Source organism: Paenibacillus gansuensis (assembly GCF_042684925.1).
Taxonomy (GTDB): domain Bacteria; phylum Bacillota; class Bacilli; order Paenibacillales; family DY6; genus Paenibacillus_N; species Paenibacillus_N gansuensis.
In genome coordinates this window covers 694,497-718,592 of sequence record NZ_JBHUME010000005.1, presented here as the reverse complement: position 1 = coordinate 718,592, position 24,096 = coordinate 694,497, and the positions used below count along the sequence as shown (strand labels likewise).

Here is a 24,096-nt window from a genome sequence, read left to right as displayed (position 1 = left end):
TCACCTCATAAAAGTAATGTACCCTGACCGGGACCTGTTTGGCAATGCGCTAATCGGAGTATAACAAAAAAGGCAACAAGGGAACATATGTTTTCATTATATCAAAAGTATGGGATAATAGAATAAGAATAACTGCAGGAGGATACATCATGAATCAAATCCGCATCAAGGACAGAAAAGAACTGGAGCTGCGCCTCCCCTACCTCCCCTGGTACGTGCAGCAATTTATCCGCCATAAACTGCCCGATCTATCCCCTTCCACCTTATTGGAATATACGAGGGATTACGAAATGTTCCTTCATTGGATGATCCGGGAACAGCTTACCGGCGGAACGGCCATCTGCGATGTTACCTTAGCCGAATTGGAGCAGCTGCATATAGATAAAATTGATTTGTTCAGAGCCTATCTGACCACCGGGAAGGAGAATGCTAAAGTTACGATCGCCCGTAAACTTTCCTCTCTCCGCTCGCTGTTTCATTACCTTAGTCAGATCGCAGAGGATGAGCAGTTTTTCCCGCTGTTGAAACGCAACGTCTTGGCCAAAATTGAAATCAGGCGGACGAATCAGCCGAAGGATACGGCGAACCGTTTGGACGGGAAGCTTCTTCAGGAAGAAGAGATTGCCGAATTTATCCACTACATACAACATGAATACGCCGCGGACGTCCAGGGCAATAAACAGGCGCTGTACTCCCACAAGCTGAATAAGGTCCGCGATACATGCATCGTTTCTCTAATTCTACATTCCGGATTAAGGGTTTCGGAAGTGATGAATTTAGATTGTACCGATATTGACTTATCCCGGAAGATGGTTCATGTCCTGCGCAAAGGAAGCAAGGAGGACCATCACAAAACATCCGTCTATTTCCGGCAGGAGGCTAAGCCTTTTCTTACGGAGTATCTGGAGTCCAGAGAATCATTATATTGCGCTCCGCGCAAGGAAAAAGCATTATTTCTAACTCTGCCGAACGGTAAGCAGGAAGGCAAGCGCATGACGAAGCGGGCCATTCAGGAAATGGTCATCAAATATGCCAAGCGTTTCGGAAAGCCCTACCTTAGGGTGCATATGCTGCGCCATTCTTTCGCAACCGATTATTACCTGCAGAACGATTTATACAAGACCCAGGAACAGTTAGGACATGCTTCGCCTGAGACTACGCAGATTTATGCACATTTAACGGACCGGACCATGTCCAGAGCGATCGATCACCGCCGGCGGGATGAGCCGCTGGAGTAAACGTGCCAAAGGCTGCCGTCAGAATCATCCTGAGGCAGCCTTATGAGTGTATTGCCTTAGTCTACAAACAATGGAACGAGATTAAAGCCCTCATCTGAAATACGCACAAGCCCCTTATCGGATAACCTCAGCTCCGGTATAACAACAAGCGCGAGAAGCGACAATGTCATCGTTGCGTAATTCAGCCCGCAACCCGCATCCGCCAAAGCTTCGGTGATTGCCTGAGACTGGGCGGCTACCTGTTCAAACGGGGCATCGGACATGAGACCGGCAATCGGCAGCGGAAGCAACGTTGTCTTCTCCTCCGTCACTACGGCAAGCCCGCCTTGAACGGAAGCGACTGCATTGGCTGCCCGGCTCATCATCTCGTCGCTGCTGCCGATCACCATTAGGTTGTGGCTGTCGTGCGCAACTGTCAACGCAAGTGCTGCCGGCTTGGTAAATCCTATATTGGACACCAGCCCGACGGCTTTCCCCCCGGTACCGCGATGCCGCTCAATAACAGCTATTTTGCAGATCTTATTATCCGCAGGCAGCTGAAGTTGTCCCCCCGAGGCTTCCACTTGTGCAAACTTCTCGATTGTTTCCACATGATTTTCCCGGACATGGATGACTCTGGCGGTTAATGTCCCGGACTGTACCGGTGTCTCAATCCTGAAATCGTCCTGGTGTACCTCACGGCTGAGATGCACAGAATGAGTCGCTTCCTCCGGATAGCGGAACGGGGCCAGATCCACTGTCATTTTCCCGTTTTCCGCGACCACTTTTCCTGCGGCAATCGTCATTGTCACGTTAACATCCGCCAGGTTTCCGTCAAGCAGTATAAGATCCGCGCAGGAACCCGGAGTGATCGTACCTACATCCCTGGCAACGCCGAAGCGTTCGGCCGTGTTAATCGTTGCCATCTGAAACGCGGTTACCGGTTTCACCCCCTGCTGGATCGCATGGCGCACAACAAAGTTCATATGTCCTTCCTGCATCAGCGATTCCGAGCTGCGGTCATCCGTAACCAGCATCATCCGGCGGCTGTCGAGGCCCATTTCCGTGTGCGCCTGAATGGTACGCGCCACATCGTGCCAAGCGGAGCCGCGGCGCATCATCGCATACATGCCTAAGCGCACCCGTTCGGCGACATCCTCCGCAGTAACGCATTCATGGTCGCCGGTGATGCCGCTGGCCGCGTACGCGGCGAGCCGCCAGTCACCTACAGGCCATGTGAAGTGACCGTCGGCCGCACGGCCTGCCCGCAGCGCGGCTTGAATTTCCCCGATCATCTTGTCGTCACCGAAGACGACGCCGGGGAAATTCATCACCTCGCCAAGGGCAATGACGTCCGGGCCCCACGTAAAGGCTTCCGCCACTTCCGCCGGTCCGAGAAACGCTCCTGTCGTTTCGAGCTCCGGACCGGTAGAAGGCACACAGGAAGCGACCTGCATGTAGGCGGCCAGCGGCGTGGTGCGAGCCTCATCCAACATTAGGCGCAGGCCTTGTAAGCCGAGCACGTTCGTAATCTCATGCGCATCGAAGAATCCGCCGGTTGTGCCAAGAGGCATTACGGCCCGGGCGAATTGGGTTACTGTGAGCTGCGTGCTCTCAATATGGCAGTGGCCGTCCAGCAGGCCCGGCGCAATGTAACGCCCGGCGGCTTCAATGATCCGGGTATGCTCTCCAATCATATGCGAAGCATCTTTACCGACAAAAGCAATACGGGATCCATACACGCCGACAGACATGTCCGGAAGGATTTCGCCGGAAACCACATTGACCAGCTTGCCGCCGCGGACAACCAGATCCGCCGGCTTGCTGCCCCTTGCCACGGCCACCAGGTCCGGTGCGCAATCTGCAAGCGGTGCCCGGTAAAACGGGGAAACAAGTTGATTCATACCGATTCAGCTCCTTAACGGTTATTGGGATAGTTACACTCCAGATTCACATTGTTCCAGGGTGGTGACGAGATTTTTCAAAATAATCAACGATGCCGCCAGATCCAATGAATACAGGCGCTGCGTTCCCTTTTGTTCAATGGAGACCAGACGGTTATCCCTCAAAATCTTTAAGTGATGGGAGATCGCCGGGCGGGAAAGTTTGGAGTGTTCTGCAATTGTGTTAACCGTCAAAGCTTCATTTTGGGCCAATAAAAGGATGATATCCTGGCGGGCGGGATCTGCGAGTGCCTGGAACAGGGGGATGGTGTCCCGGAACGTTTGAACGGCTTCTTCGTGTTGATGATCCATCATTTCAGCAGCCTCTTCATGATCGCCAGTCCGTTCTTCGCAGAAGGATACCGGAAGCTGAGGTCGAACCGGTTCGTCTGCTTCAACACGCTCTTATAATGCGAGAAGGCCCGGAACGAACTCTCCCCGTGATAGCTCCCCATCCCGCTCTCGCCCACTCCCCCGAAAGGCAAGTACGGTGTTGCAATATGCATAAGCGTATCGTTAATCGACCCGCCGCCGAAAGGAACACGCTTAATGATCTCGTTCTGTACATCATTGTTTACCGTAAACAAATATAAAGCCAGCGGCTTCGGCCTGCTGTTTACGCGTTGAATGACATCGTTCAGGTCCCTGTAAGGAAATACGGGCAGAATCGGCCCGAAAATTTCTTCCTGCATGACCGGCGCTTCCCATGAAACATTCTCTAATAATGTGGGAGCTATCGTCAGCTTCTCTTTGTCCGATGTGCCTCCTGCTGTAACAGATCCTTGCTCTATAAACGAAACCAACCGGTTGAAATGCCGCTCGCTGACGATACGTACATAGTTCGGATTGTTCAGAGGGTTTTCCCCGTAAAACTCCCGGATACACGCTGTGAACTGTTCGCGAAAAGCGTTGTGGATATCTTCATGAACAAATAAATAATCAGGGGCGATACATGTCTGGCCTGCATTCGTAAATTTGCCAAAGGCAATACGTCGGGCCGCCAGCTTAAGATCCGCATCATGATGCACAATACATGGGCTTTTGCCCCCTAGTTCCAACGTCAGTGGAATCAGCTGTTTCGCTGCCGCCTCCATCACAATTTTGCCGACCGGCACACTTCCGGTAAAGAAGATATAATCGAACTTCTGTTCCAGCAGTTCCGTGCTTGTTTCAGCCCCGCCTTCGACAACGGCCATAAAATCAGGATTGCCGTACAGTTCGTGAACCATGGATTTCAAAACGGCGGATACCGCTGGTGTTAGTTCGGAAGGTTTGAGGACGACGGTATTGCCTGCCGCAATGGCGCCGATAACCGGTGCAAGCGCCAATTGAAACGGATAGTTCCATGGAGCTATAATCAGCGCCGTACCGTAAGGTTCGGGTACTATACGGCCCTTCGAACCGAAATGTGTCATAGCCGTCTTCACCCGTTTCGGTTTGGCCCATTTCCTCAGGTGTTTCATGGTAAATTTAATCTCTTCCAACAGGAAGCCGATCTCCGTCATATAAGCTTCAAGCCCGATTTTATTAAGATCTTTCTGCAAAGCCTCGAGGATCATCGGCTCGTACCGCAGTATGCCGGATCTGAGCGTCTCCAGATGGGCCAGCCGCTGACGAATGTCCCGCGTGCGCCCGGAAGCATAATAGTCCCTTTGCCGCTGCACTACTTCGGAAATAGACATAGGGTCCGCACATCCTTTCGTCATGATGTTCTATTTGAAAGTTTAAGTGTTTAAAGGTTTAAACTTAATGTAATGCAAACGTCCGGGAAAGTCAATTTTGACAAAACGAACGAAAAAGACGGCGTAAAGCCGTCTTTTTCCCTATTCTATCCAGTTTAAGATGCCAATATCCGAAAGGAGCCGGTACCCATTGTCCCAAGCACTCCGCTCTCGTCCCTCACTTCTCCATAAACGGTTAGGATGGTATTGGACTTGTGGAGAATCCTGGCCGTAACAATCAGCCGCCCTACCTTCAACGGCGCTACAAAATGTACGTTGAGGTTGGTCGTCACGCTGTTCTGATGCGGACGGGCGGCCATGACGAGCACACCCATCGCATTGTCCAGCATGCTGGACAGAACGCCCCCATGTACAATGCCGATTAGATTTAAATGGCGCTGCTCCGCCTGCAGGCTCACCGTTACCTCATTGGCATCGAGCTCCTCCAAACGGAGTCCAAGAGCCCCCCAAAATGTCTCCTGCGCTTTCTGCTCCATCTGTTGAATATAGGCTTTCACTTCCGCTTGAGTCGGAACCGGAGCCGCCTTCTCATCCATTTGTTCTCCTCCAAGCCATGCCGGGGCAGCCGCTTCGTCATGCCGGTTTAAGCTTCCTCTTGCTGTTTCTGTTTCTCTTCTTCCAACAGCTGCCGCCTTAATACTTTCCCGATAATGGTTTTCGGCAAGGACTCGCGGAATTCAAATTTCCGCGGCACTTTGTAAGCTGCCAGCCGTTCGCGGCACCATGCCTCCAGTTCCTCAGCCGTAACTTTAGGTGCGTCGTCCTTTAGCACGATAAAAGCCTTCACTGTTTCCCCGCGGTACTTATCCGGCACACCTGCCGCTGCAGCATCCTTAATATAAGGATGCTCGAAGAGGACCTCCTCAATTTCCCGCGGATAAATATTGTAACCGCTTGCGATAATCATGTCTTTCTTGCGGTCCACGATGGAAAAAAATCCGTCCTCATCCTGAATCGCCATATCTCCTGTATACAGCCAGCCGTCACGAAGAACCATTGCCGTCTCATCGGGCCGGTTCCAATATCCCTTCATCACTTGCGGCCCGCGGACGATCAGTTCGCCGATTTCTCCCGTCGGGACCTCCGTGCCGGTAGCGCTGTCCACTACCCGGGCCTCGGTATCCGGAAAGGGAATGCCAATGGACCCGATTTTGCGCTTGCCCCAAATATTATTGGCATGGGTAACCGGAGCTGCTTCCGTTAAACCGTATCCTTCAATCAGTTTCCCCCCGGTCAGTTCCTCAAACCGTTCCTGCACCTCCAAAGGCAAAGGTGCCGAACCGCTGACGCATACCCGGATCGAGGATAAATCGTATTGGGCTAAATCGGGCTGATTGATCAGCGCAATGTACATCGTCGGCGCTCCGGGGAAAATCGTCGGCTTTAACTTATCGACCGTCTGCAAAATCTGTTTGATCTCGAATTTGGGAATCAGGATCAACATACCGCCTTTAAGGACGGACTGGCTCATCAGCACCGTTAAGCCGAATACATGAAAACATGGAATGGCCCCAAGAAAAATTTCTTTGCCGTCCTCCGCGTCATAACACCAATGACTGTTCTGCAGCGTATTTGCCGTCAAATTGTAATGCGTCAGCATGACTCCCTTGGCTACTCCCGTAGTTCCCCCCGTGTACTGTAGGATGGCATTGTCCTCTTCCGCGTCTACTATTTCAATGATAGGCGCGTTGCTCGAGGAGGAAAGCAGCTCAGGAAACAAAAGAAACGGTACATCCCGGTGCTTAGCGGCGTTCGTCCCGTCTTTCCACTGTTTCGCTCCGTACAGCCACTTTTTCGGTACCGGCAAATAATCCTTGATCGAACCGATGATAACGTGCTCCAAAAAGGTGGACGGCAGTACTTTTTTAATTCTGGGCAGCAGCAAATCCAGGGTGACAATGACTTTGGCCCCCGAATCGATCAGCTGGTGGCGAAGCTCCCCCTCCATATACAGCGGATTCGTTTGAACTGCCACCGCACCGGCCAGAAGCGTTCCGTAAAAAGCGATTACCGTATGAGGCGTGTTAGGGAGCATGATGGCCACCCGGTCACCTTTGCGGATTCCAAGGCCCTTCAACGCATTAGCAAAGCGGTAACTGGCATCCAACAGCTCTTCATAAGAGATGGTTTTCCCCATAAAATACAAAGCGGGATTGCGCGGAAAGCGTCCGGCTGTATTTACAAGAAACTTCGCTAAATTGTGCTTCGGATAGTCGAAAGAAGGCGCTACTTCCGAAGGGTAATGCTCAAGCCACGAGAGTGTAGACCGCATCGGTAACATCCCTTTCGAGAAAAGTTCTTTTTCTCAAAATATATGCGCAAGGGGGGCGGACTCTGCATGGCCCACCCCGCGGTATTTCTCAAACTACATATTTTTCTGCGGATATGACTCTTGCAGCGATGGCCCGCTTTATGGCTACCGTATTGACAGGAGATGATTTGGTCAGTTTCTTGAGCACCGACAGCTGTGTTCTCAATGTATCCCCTGATTCCATATATGCCAACGCTTCTTTGGCAATGTCCTCCATACGGCCGAAGGCTTCATGAACATAAACCTGGGTCATTTGAACCGCGTTTTCCGCTTTGGCTTCCCCTGATTTCGCTATCATCTTTTGTGTACGCAGCAGCGCACTTTCAGCAGCATAAACCTGAATCATCAGATCGGCCAGGCTGCTTAGCACTTCTTGCTCTTTTTCCAGCGCCGTACCGTATTTCTGCACCGCCAAACCGCCGACGAACAGGAACAGCTTTTTAGCCATACCGATCAGATGCGATTCCTGCTCCAGAGTGCCGTCCAGCGGAAGTCCGGACATAATCGACATGAGTTCGCCTTGCAGAGCTTGCGCTTTTTGCAGCAAAGGCAGTTCGCCTTTCATTGCTTTTTTCAGCAGCGTACCCGGTATCAGCAGACGGTTGATCTCGTTCGTTCCTTCAAATATACGGTTGATTCGAGAATCGCGGTAAATGCGCTCGATTTTGTATTCCTGAATAAAGCCGTACCCGCCGTGAATCTGCACGCCTTCATCCGCTACGAAGTCCAGTCCTTCCGAAGCAAACACTTTGTTGATGGAGCATTCCAGCGCATATTCGGAAATGCCTTTGGCGGAGTGGACTCCCGCATCCGGACTGCTGTGGTCGATGTCTTTGAGGATGTCGTCGATCAGTCCAGCCGTGCGGTAAATCATGCTTTCCATCACATAGGTGCTGATGTTCATCTCAGCCAGCTTTTTGCCGATCAGAGGAAACTTCGAGATAGGGGTGTTGAACTGGGTTCTCTTATTGGCATAGGAGGAGGAAAGCTCGATCGCTTCCTTAGCGGCGCCTACGCAGCCCGCCCCCAGCTTGAAGCGGCCGATGTTCAAAATATTAAACGCAATCAGGTGACCCTTGCCGACTTCGCCCAGCAGGTTTTCCACCGGCACCTTAACGTCCTCAAAGAACAACGGACGGGTTGAGGAGCCTTTGATGCCCATCTTTTTCTCTTCCGGACCGAGGGTGAAGCCTTCCAAGCCTTTTTCCACAATAAAAGCAGTGAAGTCCTTACCGTCTACTTTGGCGTATACGATGAATAGGTCTGCAAAGCCGGCGTTCGTAATATACAATTTGGATCCGTTCAAAATGTAATGTTCGCCGTCGTCCGACAGCTTAGCTGTTGTTTTGGCGCCCAAAGCGTCGGAACCGGAGGTTGGCTCCGTGAGGCAATAGGCAGCTATTTTCTCCCCGGTGGCCAGTTCAGGCAAATATTTGCGCTTTTGTTCCGGTGTCCCGAAGAACACGATGGGCAGCGTTCCGATACCCACATGAGCGCCGATGGAAAGAGCGAATGAGGAAGCTTTCGCGAGTGATTCATTTATGATCGTGGAGCTTACTTTATCCAGACCCAGGCCGCCAAATTCTTCAGGTACGTCGGAGCTTAACAGTCCGAGTTCCCCGGCTTTGCGCATCAGCTTCACGGTCAATTCATAATCCAGCTTCTCAATATGCTCATCCTGCGGAAGGACTTCGCCTTCCACGAACTCTCTCGTCGTCTCGGCAAACATGCGCTGCTCTTCGGTGAAATCCTCCGGCGTTACGATTTGGCTTGGATCCGTATCTTCAATGATAAAGCTTCCGCCTACGACTTTTCCGCTTGTTTGAATCATGTGCATCGCTCCTCTTCGTATGAGTTAGTACGACATGTTTCCATTGTTATTTGAGTGCTCGCCTTCTTCATCGGCGTGAACTTCGAATACGCCGGCGGCGCCCATGCCGCCGCCGATGCACATGGATACGACGCCGTAGCCCCCGCCGCGGCGGCGGAGCTCATGCACGAGCGAAGCGGTCAGCTTCGCGCCTGTGCATCCCAGCGGATGGCCCAGGGCAATCGCGCCGCCGTTGACGTTGACTTTGGCCTCATCCAAGCCGAGGTGACGGATGATGGCCACGCACTGCGAAGCGAACGCCTCATTGATCTCGAACAGGTCCACCTGTTCGAGGGAGATGCCGGCGAGCTTCAGCGCTTTGGGGATGGCCTCGATCGGGCCGATCCCCATGATGTCCGGCGCTACGCCGGCGAGCGCGAAGCCGCGGAACGTCGCCAGCGGCTTCAGGCCGAGCGCCTCGGCCTTGGCGCGGCTCATCACGACGGCGGCCGCTGCGCCGTCGCTCGTCTGCGACGCGTTGCCGGCGGTGACGGTGCCGCCGGCGGCAAAGGCGGGCCGCAACTTCGCGAGGCCCTCCACCGACGTGTCCGGGCGGACGCCCTCGTCGGTATCGAACGCGAAGCGCTTGGCCCAAGGCTTGCCGGCGTCATCGACACCGCGCAGGCTCGCGTTCACGGGCACGATCTCGGCCTTGAACTTCCCGGCCGCGATCGCCCGAGCCGCTTTGCGGTGGCTTTCCGCCGCAAAGCGGTCCTGGTCCTCGCGGCTGACGCTGAAGCGCTGCGCCACGTTCTCCGCGGTATGCCCCATGCCCATGTACACCTCGGGCATGGTCTCGACCAGTCCCGGATGGGGCGACGGCTTGAAGCCGGCCATCGGGACGTGGCTCATGCTCTCGACGCCGCCTGCAACGATGATGTCGGCGTGCCCGAGCATGATCCGCTCGGCGGCATAGGCGATCGCCTGCAGGCCTGACGAGCAAAACCGGTTAACGGTGATGGCCGGCACCGTTTCGGGGAACCCCGCATGCAAGCTCATGATGCGGGCGAAGTTCAGCCCCTGCTCGCCTTCCGGCATGGCACAGCCGATAATGATGTCTTCCACATCCGCTTTATTCAATCCAGAGGCTCTGTCGATAACGGCTTCCAGCACCGTTTTGCCTAAATCCTCCGCCCGGGTGTGAGCGAGGCTGCCTTTCTTGGCTTTGCCCACAGCCGTGCGGGCCAGTGATACGATTACGGCTTCATTCATGTAGAACTCTCCCTTCGCCTCCTGGTTTAATTCCGCAGCGGCTTGCCTTTTGTGAGCATGTGCTGCATACGCTGCTGTGTTTTCGGTTCGCCGCACAGGCTGAGGAACGCTTCGCGCTCCAAATCGAGCATATACTGCTCGGTCACTACCGTGCCCGCCGGTACATTACCGCCGGCCAGCACATGCGCCAGTTTGCCGGCGATCAAATAATCATGATCGCTGATATAGCCGCCCTGTCGCAGCCCATAAGCGCCGAGCTGCAGAACCGCTTTGCCGCTGTCGCCGGCCACGCGGAACTTCTGCGGCTTTTGCGGCACATAAGCGCTGTCGGCTAGACGTAGCACCGCCTTCTTAGCCTCATAAATCCGGTGGTCTTCATTCACGACCACCCGGTCCTGCACGCGCTTGTAGCCCAGCCGCTGCGTGTCGTGACCACTGGTCGATACTTTCGCCATGGCGATTGTCTCGAACAGCTTGTTCAGCTGCGGTTGCAGGTCCGCTTCGGGGTCGTCATTGGACAAGGCCAGCCGCATAGCCAGCTCTTTGCATCCGCCCCCGGCCGGAATCAACCCCACACCGGTCTCCACGAGACCGAAGTACGTCTCTGCCGAGAATATAATCTCGTCGGCAGGAAGGCACGCTTCCACCCCGCCGCCCAGCGTCATCTTGTGCGGCGCCGCGACGACCGGCTTTTCTGCAAATCGCAGCTTCATCATCGAATTTTGGAACAGGCGGATGATGCTGTCGATCTCATCCCACTCTTCCTCCTGCGCTTCCAGCAGCAGAAGCATAATGTTTGCGCCGACGCAGAAGTTACGGCCCTCGTTCGCAAGGACCAGTCCCTTATAATTCCGGTTCACTTCGTCCACGCTTTGCTGAATCATGGTCAGAATGTCAGCGCCGATCGCATTATTCGGAGAGGCGAACTCCAGGCAGGCAACACCGTCGCCGATATCAATCAGGTTCGCTCCCGAATTGGAGCGGATGATCTTGTTCTGTTTTTTCAAATTCTGCAGCGAAATTAGTTCCGGCATCTCTTCCACGGCTTTGTATTCATTCCGGAAATAATAGAACGTCTTCCCGTCGTTCCATTGGTAGAAGCTCTCGTTTCCTGCTTCGATCCATTCTTTCACCCAAACCGGGACGGTGAGCCCTTCGGACTCCATTTTGGACACGGACCGCTTTAAACCAATCGCATCCCAAGTTTCAAACGGCCCCAGATTCCAGTTGAAGCCCCATTTCATCGCATGATCGATTTCGACGATGTTGTCTGCAATCTCGCCCAGTTTCTCCGCCGAATAAATCAGCACCTGCTTCAAAATATTCCATGCGAATTCAGAGTACTGATCCGGCGTATTTAACAGCGCTTTCAACTTCTCTTTCGTTCCCTTGGCGTTTTTCGAGGCTTCCAGCGAGGCGGAGGTGATTTTCCGGCTCTTTGCATAATCCAGCGTGTTGAAATTCAGCGATTGTATCTCGCTTCCTTCGGCTGTTTTCAGTTTTTTGAAAAACCCTTGCCCGGACTTCTCTCCGATCCACCCTTTGGCCGCCATCTGCTTCAAAATCTGCGGCGGAGTAAACACCTCTTTTTCGGAGCCATCCGGCAGCAGATCGAACACATTTTGGGCTACATGCACGAACGTATCCAGCCCGACCAAATCCAGCGTGCGGAAGGTTGCGCTTTTCGGCCGCCCCATGGCAGGACCTGTAACCGCATCTACTTCTTCCACGGAAAGACCGCTTCGCTCCATTTCTTTCAGGGTAACCAGCAAGCCGTAGGTTCCGATCCGGTTGGCAATGAAATTAGGCGTATCTTTAGCAAGTACTACCCCTTTGCCCAGCGTCTTCTCACAGAAAGATTTCATAAACTCCGAAATCTCCGGAGAGGTTTTTTCGCCTGGAATCACCTCGAGCAGCTTCATATAGCGCGGAGGATTAAAGAAATGCGTCCCCAAAAAGTGGGCTTTAAACTCATCCGACGTATGTGCTGCCATTTCTTTAATGGATATGCCGGAAGTATTGGACGTGACGATCGTACCCGGCTTCCACACCTGCTCAATTTTGCTGTACAGCTGTTGTTTTGCCTGAAGATTCTCCACGATGACTTCGATAATCCAATCTACTTCGCCTAGTTTGGTTAAATCATCCTCGACGTTGCCCGGCTGGATCCTGTCGGCAAATGCGGGACTGTACAGCGGCGAAGGATTAGCCTTTTTCAGCTTCTCCACCGCGCGCGAAGCAAACCGGTTTCTAACCTTGGCATCCTCAAGGGTTGCGTTTGCCGCTTCTTCCTCAGGCAGCAGCGAAGCAGGGATTATATCCAGTAGCAGCGTTTCAATGCCGACGTTCGCCAGATGGGCGGCGATGCCGGAACCCATTACTCCTGAGCCGATTACTGCGGCTTTGCGTATCGATTTTGGCATAGGGAGACCTCCATTCGTATTGTAGCGATTTTAAGAAGTAGCGGCTGGCGCTTCGGTGAGCGGTTTGGCCGGTGTTCCGAATACGGATAATTCGAGTATTTCCGCAATATCTCTGGCTTTGACGGTGTCTTCCGCTTCCAGCAGTTTCGTTCCGTCTTCCAGCATCGTCAGACAGTATGGGCAAGCAGAGGAGATGACTGTCGGCCTTACAGTTAATGCCTGCTCAGTTCTGGCCAGATTGACCCGTTTTCCGCCGGTTTCCTCCATCCACATCATGCCGCCTCCTGCACCGCAGCACATGCCGTTTTCGCGGCTGCGTTCCATCTCCTCAAGTTCAACGCCGGGAATAGCACGAAGCACATTTCGAGGCTGATCGTACACATCGTTGTACCGCCCCAAATAGCAGGAGTCATGGTAGGTAATGCGCTCGGGCACCGCATGAACCGGCTTCAGCCTGCCTTCCCTTACCAGTTGATCCAGCAGCTGCGTGTGATGAAGCACTTCCGCCTCCAAGCCGAATTCGGGATATTCATTCTTTAGCGTATTGAACGTGTGCGGGCAAGCTGCAACTATTTTGTTCACGCCGTACTTATTGAAAATCTCTATATTCTCAGCGCAAAGATGCTGGAATAAGAACTCATTGCCCATCCGGCGGGGAGTGTCCCCTGAATTTTTCTCTTCATTGCCGAGAATGGCAAAATTCACGCCTGCTTCGTTCATCAACCGGACCAGCGCTTTGCTGATTTTGCGGCTGCGGTTGTCATAGGAGCCCATCGAGCCCACAAAGAACAGAATCTCAAAATCCGGATTTTCCTTCACGGTCGGGATGTGGAGATTTCCTTCAGGGTCTGCTTCCTTCACCCATTTCACCCGGTCGTTTCTGGAGATGCCCCATGGATTGCTTTGGCGCTCAATGTTCTGCAGCGCGCGTTGTCCATCATGCGGCATGCTGCCCTGGGTCAGGACCAGGTGCCTGCGCAGGTCGATGATTTTATCCACGTGCTCGTTGCCGACCGGGCACTGATCCTCGCAATTCCGGCAGGTAGTGCAGGACCAGAGTTCCTCTTCCGTCATCACGCCGCCGATCAGCTCGGTATCCAGCGGGCTTCCGGTTTCTTTTACCCACGAATGCTTTTGTGCGGCAATCGTAGGCTCAATATCCGTAATGCCGCCTCCCGATGACCACCCCGACAACTCTGCACTGTCATACTTCATGACCGACACCGATCCGCTGCCGGCTGCGGCTCCGAAAACAGGCGCCCAAGGGGATTTGGAAGTGACCGCTTGGCCTTTCTCTGTCAAATGGTCTCTCAGCTTCGTAATCAGATGCATTGGGGACAAGATTTTACCGGTGTTCGAAGCCGGACATACGTTGGTGCAGCGCCCGCATTCCACACAGGCATAAAAGTCGAGCATTTGTTTCTGCGTAAATTCCTCGATTTTGCCTACACCAAAGGATTCCGCTTCTTCATCTTCGAGGTCCAAGGTGCTGAGCTGCCCAACAGGTGCGGTCTTTTTTAATGCAATATTTACGGGAGCAGTGATGATATGAAAATGTTTGGACTGCGGAACGTACACGAGAAACGACAGCAAAATCAGAAGATGAGCCCACCAGAAAATATAATAGCCCACGGTTACCGCCGTTCCCGGGAGTATGTCTACAGCCGCTGCTATCAAGGAAGAAACAGGTGCGTAGCCGCTTGCATTAAGACCCTCCATAGCACGGTCGAAGCCTAGCGTCAGCAGTACGGAAAGCATCAGCCCAAATATGAAAAACAGGACGATACTCGGCTTCCAGCCACGTTTCAGCCGCTTCAACTTCTCGCCATACCGCCTGTAAGCCGCATAGCCCATAGCCAGAACAATCAGCAGCACCGTCACTTCCTGAGTTAACTGGAAAGCATGATAACCCGGAATCGGAAGCGCATGGCCCGTCAGCCCTTTCCAGATCAGATCCAGTGCGCCGAATTGCAGTACGATAAAGCCGTAAAAAATGACAATATGCATGATGCCGCTCTTCTTGTCTTTCATCAGCTTCGTCTGTCCGAACGTTTCCTCCGCCCACTGCCTGCCGTTCTGCTTCAAGCGGTCCTTCCAATCCTCTACGGGCCTGCCGAGACGTATGTACAAATACCGGTGGTAAACGACCTTCCAGAACAGATACAAGGCGGAGCCGCTTACGCCTAAGAACAGAATCCATTGCAATAATTGCCCGATCATAGCTGATTCACCCCAGTCAATAGTTTCGGTGGACAAGTTATGAAGCGCTTACATTTGTCTCACAAAAAAACCACCCTCTATAAACGATATGCTTGGAACGCCGTGGGACATCCCTTGTGCTGCCTGAGATTCCATACGATGGAGTTAGGTAGATTATCGATTGACAAGTGTGATTCGGAAAGGTATGATGTTGTTAAAAATGAATGGGTATTCATTCATTGGATATCTGTATTTTACCACTGAGGTGTTTCCATGACAAGTAAAAAAAGTGAAAAGTATGAAATGATCCTCGAAGGCGCTCTGAAAGTTTTCGCGGAGCACGGCTACCACCGGTCTCAAGTTTCCAAAATTGCCAAGGCGGCAGGCGTCGCGGACGGAACGATCTATCTTTATTTTAAAAGAAAGGAGGATTTGCTGATTTGCTTGTTTCGGGAGAAGCTCGGCGAGCTTGTGGAAAAGTTTGAAAACAGTGTCCGCGATCTGGATGATGTAAAAGAAGCGCTCCGCAAAGTTTGTGAGATTCACTATACGGAACTGGAGAACAATGTTGATTTAGCCCATGTCACCCAAATCGAACTTCGCCAAAGTTCCATGGAACTGCGTAAAGAAATAGGATTGGCTTTTAAGCCATATATTTTATTGATTGAAAATCTTCTTCATAAGGGGATAGAACAGCAAGTGTTTAAACCGGATTTGGACGTCAAGCTGGTGCGCCTGCTGCTTTTCGGTGCGATGGATGAGGTTGTGACTTCCTGGCTTATTTCCGGGCGTAAGTATTCACTCTCCGCCCAGGTGGACGGAACCATGGATTTCTTTTTCAACGGGATTGCAAGGCCTGCCTGACTATCATTCAAAGGAGTGTTCCGCATGAATATTTATGTTCTGCTGAAACAGACGTTTGATACCGAGGAAAAAATTGTGATCGAGAACGGCTCAGTATCGGATGACGGTGTTAAATTTGTCATCAATCCGTATGATGAATACGCCGTTGAACAGGCGATACAGCTTCGCGACGAACATGGCGGAAATGTAACGGTCGTTTCCGTCGGTCCTGAACGCACAGCGGAAGCTTTGCGCAGCGCCCTTGCCATGGGCGCCGATCAGGCGGTTTTAATCAGCAATGACGGCATCCCTTCTGATGAGCTGGCCATCTCCAGAGTGCTGGCAGCATACTTGAAGGACCAGAGTGTTGACCTTCTTTTTGGCGGCAATTTTTCGGTAGATAACGGAGCCGGCCAAGTTGCGGTCAGGCTGGCTGCTTTGCTGGGCATACCTCATGCTGGATCTATTACCAAGCTGGACATCCAAAGCGGTAAAGCCATCGTAAACCGGGATGCCGAAGGGGATATCGAGGTTCTGGAGGTTGCCCTCCCCGCCCTTTTCACCGCGCAGCAAGGCTTAAATGAGCCAAGATATCCTTCGCTTCAAGGCATTATGAAAGCAAAAAAGAAACCGTTTACTTTTATCAGTCTGGACGATATTGGACTGGATATAGCTGACTTGTCTTCCTCTGTGGAGCGGGTAGAGCTTTCTCTTCCGCCGGAGCGTGCGGCGGGCCGGATTTTGAAAGGCGAAGTTCGGGAACAGGCTGCGGAGCTCGTGTCCCTCCTGCGTTCGGAAGCGAAAGCGATCTAATCTACCTAAGGAGGCTATCTATTATGGCAAAAACAATTCTGGTGGCAGCAGACCTGCGCAACGGCGCCCTTCGTCAGGTATTTTATGAGGCGGTTTACGCAGCACAGACGGTTGCTGAGGACGATGACATTCTTTGTGCCGTGCTTATCGGATCAGGGATTACCACGCTTGCTGACGAAGCCGCCAAAGCCGGCGTTCACAAGGTTATCGTAATCGATCATCCCGAATTGGAGGCATATCGTCCGGAAGCCTATTTGTCCGCTCTAGTGAAGGCTGCAGGCGATATTCCTCCAAAGGCGGTCATTTTCGGGCACACCGCGGTCGGCCGTGATTTGGCTCCGCTGGCTGCAGCCCGCTGGAATGCCGGAGCTGTTACCGACGTAACGGCAATGGATAGATCATCAGATGGGCGCCTTCTATTTACCAGACCACTATACGCCGGTAAGGCATTTGAACGGAAAGTCTTTACCGGATCCGTGACGATGATCGTCACCGTGCGTCCGAATAACCTCCCGCCTGCCGAAACTGACAGCGCCATCGAAGCGGAAATTGTGGAACTTCAGTACGATGCCCCGGACCTTCGTACGATTGTAAAAGAAGTGATCCGAAAAACATCAGGGAAAATCGACCTTTCCGAAGCCAAAATCGTAGTCTCCGGCGGACGCGGCGTGAAAAGCTCCGATGGCTTCAAGCCGCTTGAGGAACTGGCCGAGGTGCTCGGCGGTGCGGTGGGTGCTTCCCGCGGCGCTTGCGATGCCGGCTATTGCGACTATGCGCTGCAGATCGGGCAGACCGGCAAAGTGGTTACGCCGGAAATCTATATCGCATGCGGCATCAGCGGCGCCATCCAGCATTTGGCCGGCATGAGCCAATCGAGAGTCATTATTGCCATTAACAAAGACCCCGAAGCTCCGATTTTTAAAGTGGCTGATTACGGAATAGTTGGAGACCTGTTTGAGGTAGTCCCATTATTGAAAGAGGAGTTCAGTAAAATTCTGGCATAGACGGTAATAGGCGGCCCTTCAAAGTAAAGGGCCGCCTTTCTTTCCGTTTATTGCAGCTTCTTCAAAATCTCCTGAACAAATGCCGGCTCGTCCTGCGGAGAACGGGAAGTGATGAAATTGCCGTCTACCACCGCTTCCTGATCGACAAAGCGCGCTCCTGCATTTACCAGGTCGTCTTTCAACGGCGGATAGCATGTCATCGTTCTGCCTTGCACCAGCTTCGCGCTGATGAGGATTTGCGGTCCATGGCAAATGGCTGCAATCGGCTTTCCGGATATATTGATATCCTTAACGAAGTTAAGTATCTTCTCGTCGGTTCTGAGGCCTTCCGGAGAAGAACCTCCAGGAATGACAACTGCATCGTAGTCCATTGGACGGGCATCGGCAATGGACAATTCTGTTTGATACGAAACGGTTTTATTTTTGCCGTACAACTCTTCCCCTTGGGTTAAGCCGATGATCACCGCCTCGTGCCCCGCTTCCTTCAATTGATCGTAAGGCACTTGCATCTCAGAGTCTTCGAACTCGCTTGCCAGCAAAAAAGCGATCTTGCTCATATCTTATCACTCCTCTTTATCAAATTGGAACCGCATTCTTTTTACATTACCCGTCCAGCCGGGAACAGAAACCAAGGTGTACCCGCTGTAAATCACTACAATACAACAAAAGAACCTGTCGAAAGGACAGGTTCTTAATGTCATTAATTATACAACCAGCTGCGCATCATTTGCAGCAGCTGAGAGCTGTTCACCGGTTTGGTGATGTAATCGGACGCTCCGGCATCCAGACACAATTCACGGTCGCCTTTCATCGCTTTCGCCGTTAAGGCGATAATAGGCAATTTCGCAAATTCCGGTTTCTCCCGGATGGCCCGCATCGTTTCGTAGCCGTCCATAATCGGCATCATAATATCCATCAGCACGATATCGATATCCGGCTGCTGCTCCAAGATGCGAATGGCATCATGGCCATTCTCCGATGAAACTACATTCATCTGATGGCGCTCCAGAATCGTTGTCAGCGCGAAAATATTCCGTATATCGTCATCAACGATCAGCACTTTCTTGTGTTCTATCATTTCATCCGACTGATGAATCTTTCTTAACGTCTCCCGCTGCTGTTCCGGCAGATTCTCCGCCATTCTATGCAGGAAGAGCGTTGACTCGTCCATCATTTGGATCGGCGACTTCACTTCTTTAATAACATTGGTACGCATCAGCTCTTCCAGCTCTTCTTCTTCTTCATGCGAAAGCTTCTGGTTCCGCTTAAGAACGACCGGAAGATATTTGTTTTTGGATGATTTCTGCATCTCGCGGATGAACTTTACGACATTCATATCCGGAAGATCATCTTCCAGCACAACACAATCCATATCCTTGGATTTAATCTGATTCAATGCTTTACGGCCCGTGTCCGTTGCCGTAATTTTCAGGTCATGATTGTTCACAAGATGAATCGTTTCTTTCCGTTGATTCGCGTCATGAACGGCAACGAGGAGATTTTTGGATTCCTTCTCGGAAAACTCGCTCAACCGGTCCAGCGCATTTTCCAATTCCTCGATGGTAACAGGTTTGCACAAATAAGAATGTGCACCTTTCTGCAGGCATTTCACACCGTCATCCTCAACAGTTATGACACAGACCGGAATATGCCTTACGGCAATGTCGCTCTTCAGATGTTCCATGACCGTCAGGCCGTTCATATCTTTCAATCTCAGATCCAAAGTAATGGCATCCGGCTTGTATTTCCGCGCCAGCTCCAAGGCGTCGGCCCCGGCTGAAGTTACAATCGCCTTTATCCCTTTACGGCGAAGAATATCTAATAAAATTTCATTGAATTTCGCATCGTCTTCCACGACAAGAAACACTTTGTCTCCATCCTGGATGTCCTCTCGGTCGTCATTGATTTCCTCCACATTGTTCATGCTTTGGACCCGCTGGCGCTTTACAGGTGAAACGTCGATAATTTCTGGCATATAGGATGCAGCTACTTCATTCAGCACGGCCGAGCTTCCTGCATTCTGACGGGTTTCCTTCAGTAACGCGGGATCCGCTTCAATCGGCAGATAGAATGTGAAGGTGCTTCCCTTACCGGAGAAGCTCGTCAGTGTAATTTCTCCGCCAAGCATTTGGGCGATCTCACGGGAAATGGCCAAGCCTAGTCCAGTACCACCGTATTCTCGGCTTGTGCTTCCGTCAGCTTGTTGGAACGCTTCGAAAATAATCTGCTGTTTCTCAATCGGAATTCCGATACCCGTGTCGGTGACGGCGAATGCAAGCACTAATTTGGCGCTGTTCAGCGTTTCATGGTCTCTGCTCCAGCCCTCGTTCGCACGGCGGATGAACATGCTAACTTGCCCTTTTTCCGTGAATTTAAATGCATTGGACAGCAGGTTTTTCAATATTTGCTGCAGACGCTTGGAGTCCGTCATAATCGTCTCCGGAAGATGAGCCTCTGTCTTAATGCGGAATTCCAGCTTCTTGTCGTCGGCGATATGCCGGAACGTACGGTCTATGCTTTCCGTCAAATCCAGCAGTTTCATTTCAGCTATTTCAGCTGCAGTTGTGCCAGATTCGATTTTGGACAAGTCCAGAATATCATTAATGAGGTTAAGTAAGTCCAAACCGGATTCATGTATCGTTTTCGCAAAACGAACCTGATCGTCTCGAAGATTTTTGTCCGGATTCTCGGAAAGCTGCTCTGCCAGAAGCAGCAAGCTGTTCAAAGGCGTGCGCAGCTCATGCGACATGTTTGCCAAGAACTCCGATTTATATTTGGACGTGAGCGCCAGCTGCTCCGCTTTCTCTTCCAGGAAGCGTTTCGCAAGCTCCACCTCATTGTTCTTGCTTTCCACTTCCGCTTTCTGAATCACGAGAAGTTTTGCTTTATCCTCCAGCTCCTCGTTCGTGTGCTGAAGTTCAAGCTGCTGCTTCTGCAGTTCCTCTGTCAGGGACTGGGATTGCATCAGAAGTTCCTCTGTACGCATATTCGCCTGCATGGTGTTCAGGACGATACCTATGCTCTCCGTTAACTGATCCAGGAAGGCAACGTCGATCTCCGTAAACTTACGGAACGAGGCAAGCTCCATTACAGCCAGCACCTGATCTTCAAAAATAATCGGCAGCAGCACGATATTCAGCGGCTGCGCTTCCCCAAGCGCCGAACTGATCATGACATAGTCACCAGGCACATTGTTCAGCAGGATCCGCTGCTTCTCGATCAGGCATTGTCCGATCAAGCCTTCTCCGGCACGGAACTCGTTCGCCAGATGCTTGCGGTTCTGGAACGCGTAGCTTGCGAACATGCGCAGAATCGGCTCTCCGCTGCTGACGTCGTTCATATAGAACACGCCATGCTGCATGGAAACCAGCGGAGCCAGTTCGGACAGAACCATACGGCAGACGGCGTACAGATCTCGCTGTCCCTGCAGGATGCGGCTGAACTTCGCAAGATTCGTTTTCAGCCAGTCCTGCTCTGTATTAATCCGCGTCGTTTCCTTCAGGTTGCGAATCATTTCGTTAATATTGTCTTTCAGCGTTTCAACCTCGCCGACCGCTTCCACAGCGATGGTTCGGGACAAGTCTCCTTTAGCAACAGCTACGGCAACGTTGGTGATCGCGCGAACCTGTGTGGTCAACGTACTAGCCATGTAGTTAACGTTGTCCGTCAAGTCACGCCAAGTGCCCGCGGCACCAGGCACATTCGCTTGGCCGCCCAGTTTTCCCTCTGCCCCTACCTCGCGGGCAACAGTCGTTACCTGATCGGCAAAAGTTGCCAGCGTATCGATCATGTTATTAATAGTATCGGTCAGCTCGGCAATTTCGCCCTTCGCATCCACGGTCAGCTTTTGCTTCAAGTTACCGTTGGCAACTGCCGTTACGACCTTCGCGATACCCCGCACCTGATTCGTCAGGTTGGTCGCCATAATATTTACGTTATCGGTCAAGTCTTTCCACGTACCGCCGACCCCGCGAACCTGGGCTTGTCCCCCTAGCTTCCCGTCCGTACCTACTTCGCGCGCAACGCGGGTAACCTCGGAGGCGAAGGAATTCAACTGGTCCACCATCGTATTAATCGTGTTCTTCAGTTCCAGCAGCTCGCCTTTAACGTCTACCGTGATTTTTTTCGAAAGGTCCCCGTTTGCAACGGCTGTAGTTACGGCAGCGATATTACGAACCTGGCTGGTCAGGTTGCCGATCATATAGTTCACGGTATCGGTCAAGTCTTTCCAAGTTCCGGATACGTCTTTAACATCAGCCTCACCGCCCAGCTTTCCGTCCGTACCTACCTCACGCGCAACGCGGGTAACCTCGGAAGCAAAGTTGGAGAGCTGATCCACCATCGTATTGACCGTGCTTTTCAGCTGTAACATTTCACCTTTGACATCAACGGTAATCTTTTTGGACAAATCGCCCTTCGCAACCGCGGTTGTAACGTCTGCAATGTTACGCACCTGATCGGTCAGGTTGCTCGCCATGTAGTTAACGCTCTCCGTCAAGTCTTTCCATGTGCCGCCGACGCCTTTAACCTGCGCCTGACCGCCCAGCTTACCTTCCGTACCTACCTCGCGGGCAACGCGGGTAACCTCGGAAGCGAACGTCGACAGCTGGTCGACCATCGTATTAATCGTGTTCTTCAGCTCCAGGATTTCACCTTGAACATCCGTTGTGATCTTCATAGAGAGGTCGCCGTTCGCAACCGCCGTCGTTACGACCGCGATCGTACGCACCTGATCGGTCAGATTGCTCGCCATCGAGTTAACACTTTCCGTCAAGTCACGCCAAGTACCGGATACGCCCTTAACGTCGGCCTGGCCGCCCAGAATCCCCTCGGTTCCTACTTCCCGCGCTACACGGGTAACCTCAGAAGCGAACGTCGACAACTGATCCACCATCGTATTGATCGTACTCTTCAGCTGCAGAATTTCACCTTTGGCGTCAACCGTAATCTGCTTGGATAGATCACCTTTTGCTACCGCGGTCGTTACTTCTGCGATATTCCGCACCTGATCGGTCAATGTACTAGCCATGAAATTAACACTGTCAGTCAAGTCTTTCCATGTACCCGAGACATCTTTTACATCCGCCTGGCCGCCAAGGATCCCTTCATTGGAAACCTCACGCGCTACGCGGGTAACCTCCGAAGCGAACGTCGACAGCTGATCCACCATCGTGTTGATTGTACTTTTCAGCTGCAGAATTTCGCCCTTGGCATCTACCGTAATCTGCTTGGACAAGTCGCCCTTCGCAACGGCCGTTGTGACTTCCGCGATATTCCGCACCTGGTTGGTCAGATTGCTCGCCATGTAGTTAACGCTTTCCGTCAAATCACGCCACGTTCCGGCTACGCCGCGGACCTCGGCCTGGCCGCCCAGGGCCCCTTCCGTGCCTACCTCGCGGGCTACACGAGTAACCTCGGACGCAAAGGTCGACAGCTGATCCACCATCGTATTGATTGTGTTCTTCATTTCTAGAATTTCACCTTGGGCATCCGCCGTAATTTTCTTGGACAGATCCCCGTTGGCAACGGCGGTCGTCACAACGGCGATGTTACGCACCTGATTCGTCAGGTTGCTCGCCATGTAGTTAACGCTCTCCGTCAAGTCGCGCCATGTGCCCGAAACGCCTTTTACGTCCGCTTGGCCGCCCAGCTTTCCTTCCGTGCCTACTTCGCGGGCCACCCTGGTTACCTCGGAAGCAAACGTGGAGAGCTGATCCACCATCGTATTGATCGTGCTCTTGAGCTGAAGAATCTCGCCCTTGGCATCAACGGTAATCTGTTTGGACAAATCACCCTGCGCTACCGCCGTTGTAACTTCAGCGATGTTCCGCACCTGATCCGTCAGGTTGCTCGCCATATTATTTACGCTGTCGGTCAGGATCCGCCATGTGCCGGACACATCTTTTACTTCAGCAAGGCCGCCTAGCTTCCCGTCCGTACCTACTTCACGGGCAACCCGGATAACTTCTGAAGCAAAGGTGCTTAATTGATCGACCATGCGGTTAATATTATTTGCAGTCCTTAAAAACTCGCCTGTGAGAGCCCGTCCCTCGAACTCCAATTCGATTTTCTGGGACAGGTCTCCCTGGGCTACGGCATTAATTACGCGTACCATTTCGCTTGTCGGCTGTGTCAGGTCAACTACAAGCCCGTTCAGCGATTCGGTTAGCATTTCCCATTCGCCGCCCCCATTTTTGTGAGAGAATCTGCGTGTGAGCTTCCCTTCTTTACCAACAACCTGAGCCATCGTCTTCGTTTCGTTAACAAGACTCTCCTGCATGTCCATGATCTCGTTAAAGGTATCCGCAATCTTCCCGCTGACTCCTTCCAAATCATAAGGCAGCCTGATGGAGAAATCCCCTTTTTTAAATGCAATTAGGGCACCCAACAGTTCATTGGTGCTGATTTCGTCTTTCCTGCCGCTGGTTGTCTGATCTTTATCCGGCATCGTTTACCTTCCCCATTCGTTCATATTTGGCTTCATTTATAGAAACGCCGCAAAAAGAGCATCCCGTTGTT

At 52.2% G+C, this 24,096-nt stretch carries 15 protein-coding genes; 4 read left to right on the top strand and 11 right to left on the bottom strand.

Going from position 1 to position 24,096, the window contains the following annotated elements:
• The first annotated feature begins 149 nt into the window (after positions 1-149).
• Positions 150-1,238, top strand: coding sequence for a tyrosine recombinase XerS (gene xerS, locus ACFSUF_RS07455; RefSeq protein ID WP_377601622.1), 1,089 nt, complete (start codon positions 150-152; stop codon positions 1,236-1,238).
• Positions 1,239-1,294: 56 nt separating this feature from the next.
• On the opposite strand, the gene ade is transcribed toward xerS, so the two are convergent.
• The 9 genes from ade to ACFSUF_RS07410 form a co-directional block, all read right to left on the bottom strand.
• On the bottom strand, positions 1,295-3,121 hold the full coding sequence (gene ade / locus ACFSUF_RS07450) for an adenine deaminase (RefSeq protein ID WP_377601620.1): 1,827 nt from the start codon (positions 3,119-3,121) through the stop codon (positions 1,295-1,297).
• A 33-nt stretch (positions 3,122-3,154) separates the two neighbouring features.
• Entirely contained in the window at positions 3,155-3,475 is a 321-nt protein-coding gene (locus ACFSUF_RS07445; protein ID WP_377601619.1) for an ArsR/SmtB family transcription factor, read from the bottom strand.
• Positions 3,472-4,842 carry an aldehyde dehydrogenase gene (locus ACFSUF_RS07440; RefSeq protein WP_377601617.1) on the bottom strand — a complete coding sequence of 457 codons (1,371 nt, stop codon included), beginning with the start codon at positions 4,840-4,842 and terminating at the stop codon, positions 3,472-3,474. The genes ACFSUF_RS07445 and ACFSUF_RS07440 overlap by 4 nt, the downstream gene beginning before the upstream one ends.
• A gap of 155 nt (positions 4,843-4,997) precedes the next feature.
• A complete protein-coding gene (locus ACFSUF_RS07435; protein WP_377601615.1) occupies positions 4,998-5,438 on the bottom strand; it encodes a PaaI family thioesterase in 441 nt (146 codons plus the stop codon).
• A 47-nt stretch (positions 5,439-5,485) separates the two neighbouring features.
• Positions 5,486-7,174, bottom strand: a complete 1,689-nt coding sequence (locus ACFSUF_RS07430; RefSeq protein WP_377601613.1) for a long-chain-fatty-acid--CoA ligase — start codon at positions 7,172-7,174, stop codon at positions 5,486-5,488.
• An 88-nt stretch (positions 7,175-7,262) separates the two neighbouring features.
• Positions 7,263-9,044, bottom strand: a complete 1,782-nt coding sequence (locus ACFSUF_RS07425) for an acyl-CoA dehydrogenase family protein (RefSeq protein WP_377601612.1) — start codon at positions 9,042-9,044, stop codon at positions 7,263-7,265.
• Positions 9,045-9,068: 24 nt separating this feature from the next.
• Positions 9,069-10,295 (bottom strand): acetyl-CoA C-acyltransferase, encoded by a 1,227-nt coding sequence (locus ACFSUF_RS07420; RefSeq protein WP_377601610.1) that lies wholly within the window; start codon positions 10,293-10,295, stop codon positions 9,069-9,071.
• Positions 10,296-10,321: 26 nt separating this feature from the next.
• Entirely contained in the window at positions 10,322-12,718 is a 2,397-nt protein-coding gene (locus tag ACFSUF_RS07415; RefSeq protein WP_377601608.1) for a 3-hydroxyacyl-CoA dehydrogenase/enoyl-CoA hydratase family protein, read from the bottom strand.
• 30 nt (positions 12,719-12,748) lie between these two features.
• Positions 12,749-14,938 (bottom strand): (Fe-S)-binding protein, encoded by a 2,190-nt coding sequence (locus ACFSUF_RS07410; RefSeq protein ID WP_377601606.1) that lies wholly within the window; start codon positions 14,936-14,938, stop codon positions 12,749-12,751.
• A gap of 252 nt (positions 14,939-15,190) precedes the next feature.
• Between ACFSUF_RS07410 and ACFSUF_RS07405 the strand changes: the two genes are divergently transcribed.
• The 3 genes from ACFSUF_RS07405 to ACFSUF_RS07395 are packed head-to-tail and all read left to right on the top strand — an operon-like array spanning position 15,191 to position 17,577.
• On the top strand, positions 15,191-15,781 hold the full coding sequence (locus ACFSUF_RS07405) for a TetR/AcrR family transcriptional regulator (protein ID WP_377601604.1): 591 nt from the start codon (positions 15,191-15,193) through the stop codon (positions 15,779-15,781).
• 24 nt (positions 15,782-15,805) lie between these two features.
• Positions 15,806-16,573 carry an electron transfer flavoprotein subunit beta/FixA family protein gene (locus ACFSUF_RS07400; RefSeq protein WP_377601602.1) on the top strand — a complete coding sequence of 256 codons (768 nt, stop codon included), beginning with the start codon at positions 15,806-15,808 and terminating at the stop codon, positions 16,571-16,573.
• Between the two features lie 23 nt (positions 16,574-16,596).
• Complete coding sequence (locus tag ACFSUF_RS07395; protein ID WP_377601600.1) at positions 16,597-17,577, top strand: electron transfer flavoprotein subunit alpha/FixB family protein; 981 nt, start codon at positions 16,597-16,599, stop codon at positions 17,575-17,577.
• A gap of 47 nt (positions 17,578-17,624) precedes the next feature.
• On the opposite strand, the gene ACFSUF_RS07390 is transcribed toward ACFSUF_RS07395, so the two are convergent.
• Both ACFSUF_RS07390 and ACFSUF_RS07385 read right to left on the bottom strand, forming a co-directional pair.
• On the bottom strand, positions 17,625-18,134 hold the full coding sequence (locus ACFSUF_RS07390) for a type 1 glutamine amidotransferase domain-containing protein (RefSeq protein WP_377601598.1): 510 nt from the start codon (positions 18,132-18,134) through the stop codon (positions 17,625-17,627).
• A 143-nt stretch (positions 18,135-18,277) separates the two neighbouring features.
• Positions 18,278-24,025, bottom strand: a complete 5,748-nt coding sequence (locus tag ACFSUF_RS07385) for a HAMP domain-containing protein (RefSeq protein WP_377601596.1) — start codon at positions 24,023-24,025, stop codon at positions 18,278-18,280.
• Positions 24,026-24,096 lie beyond the last annotated feature (71 nt).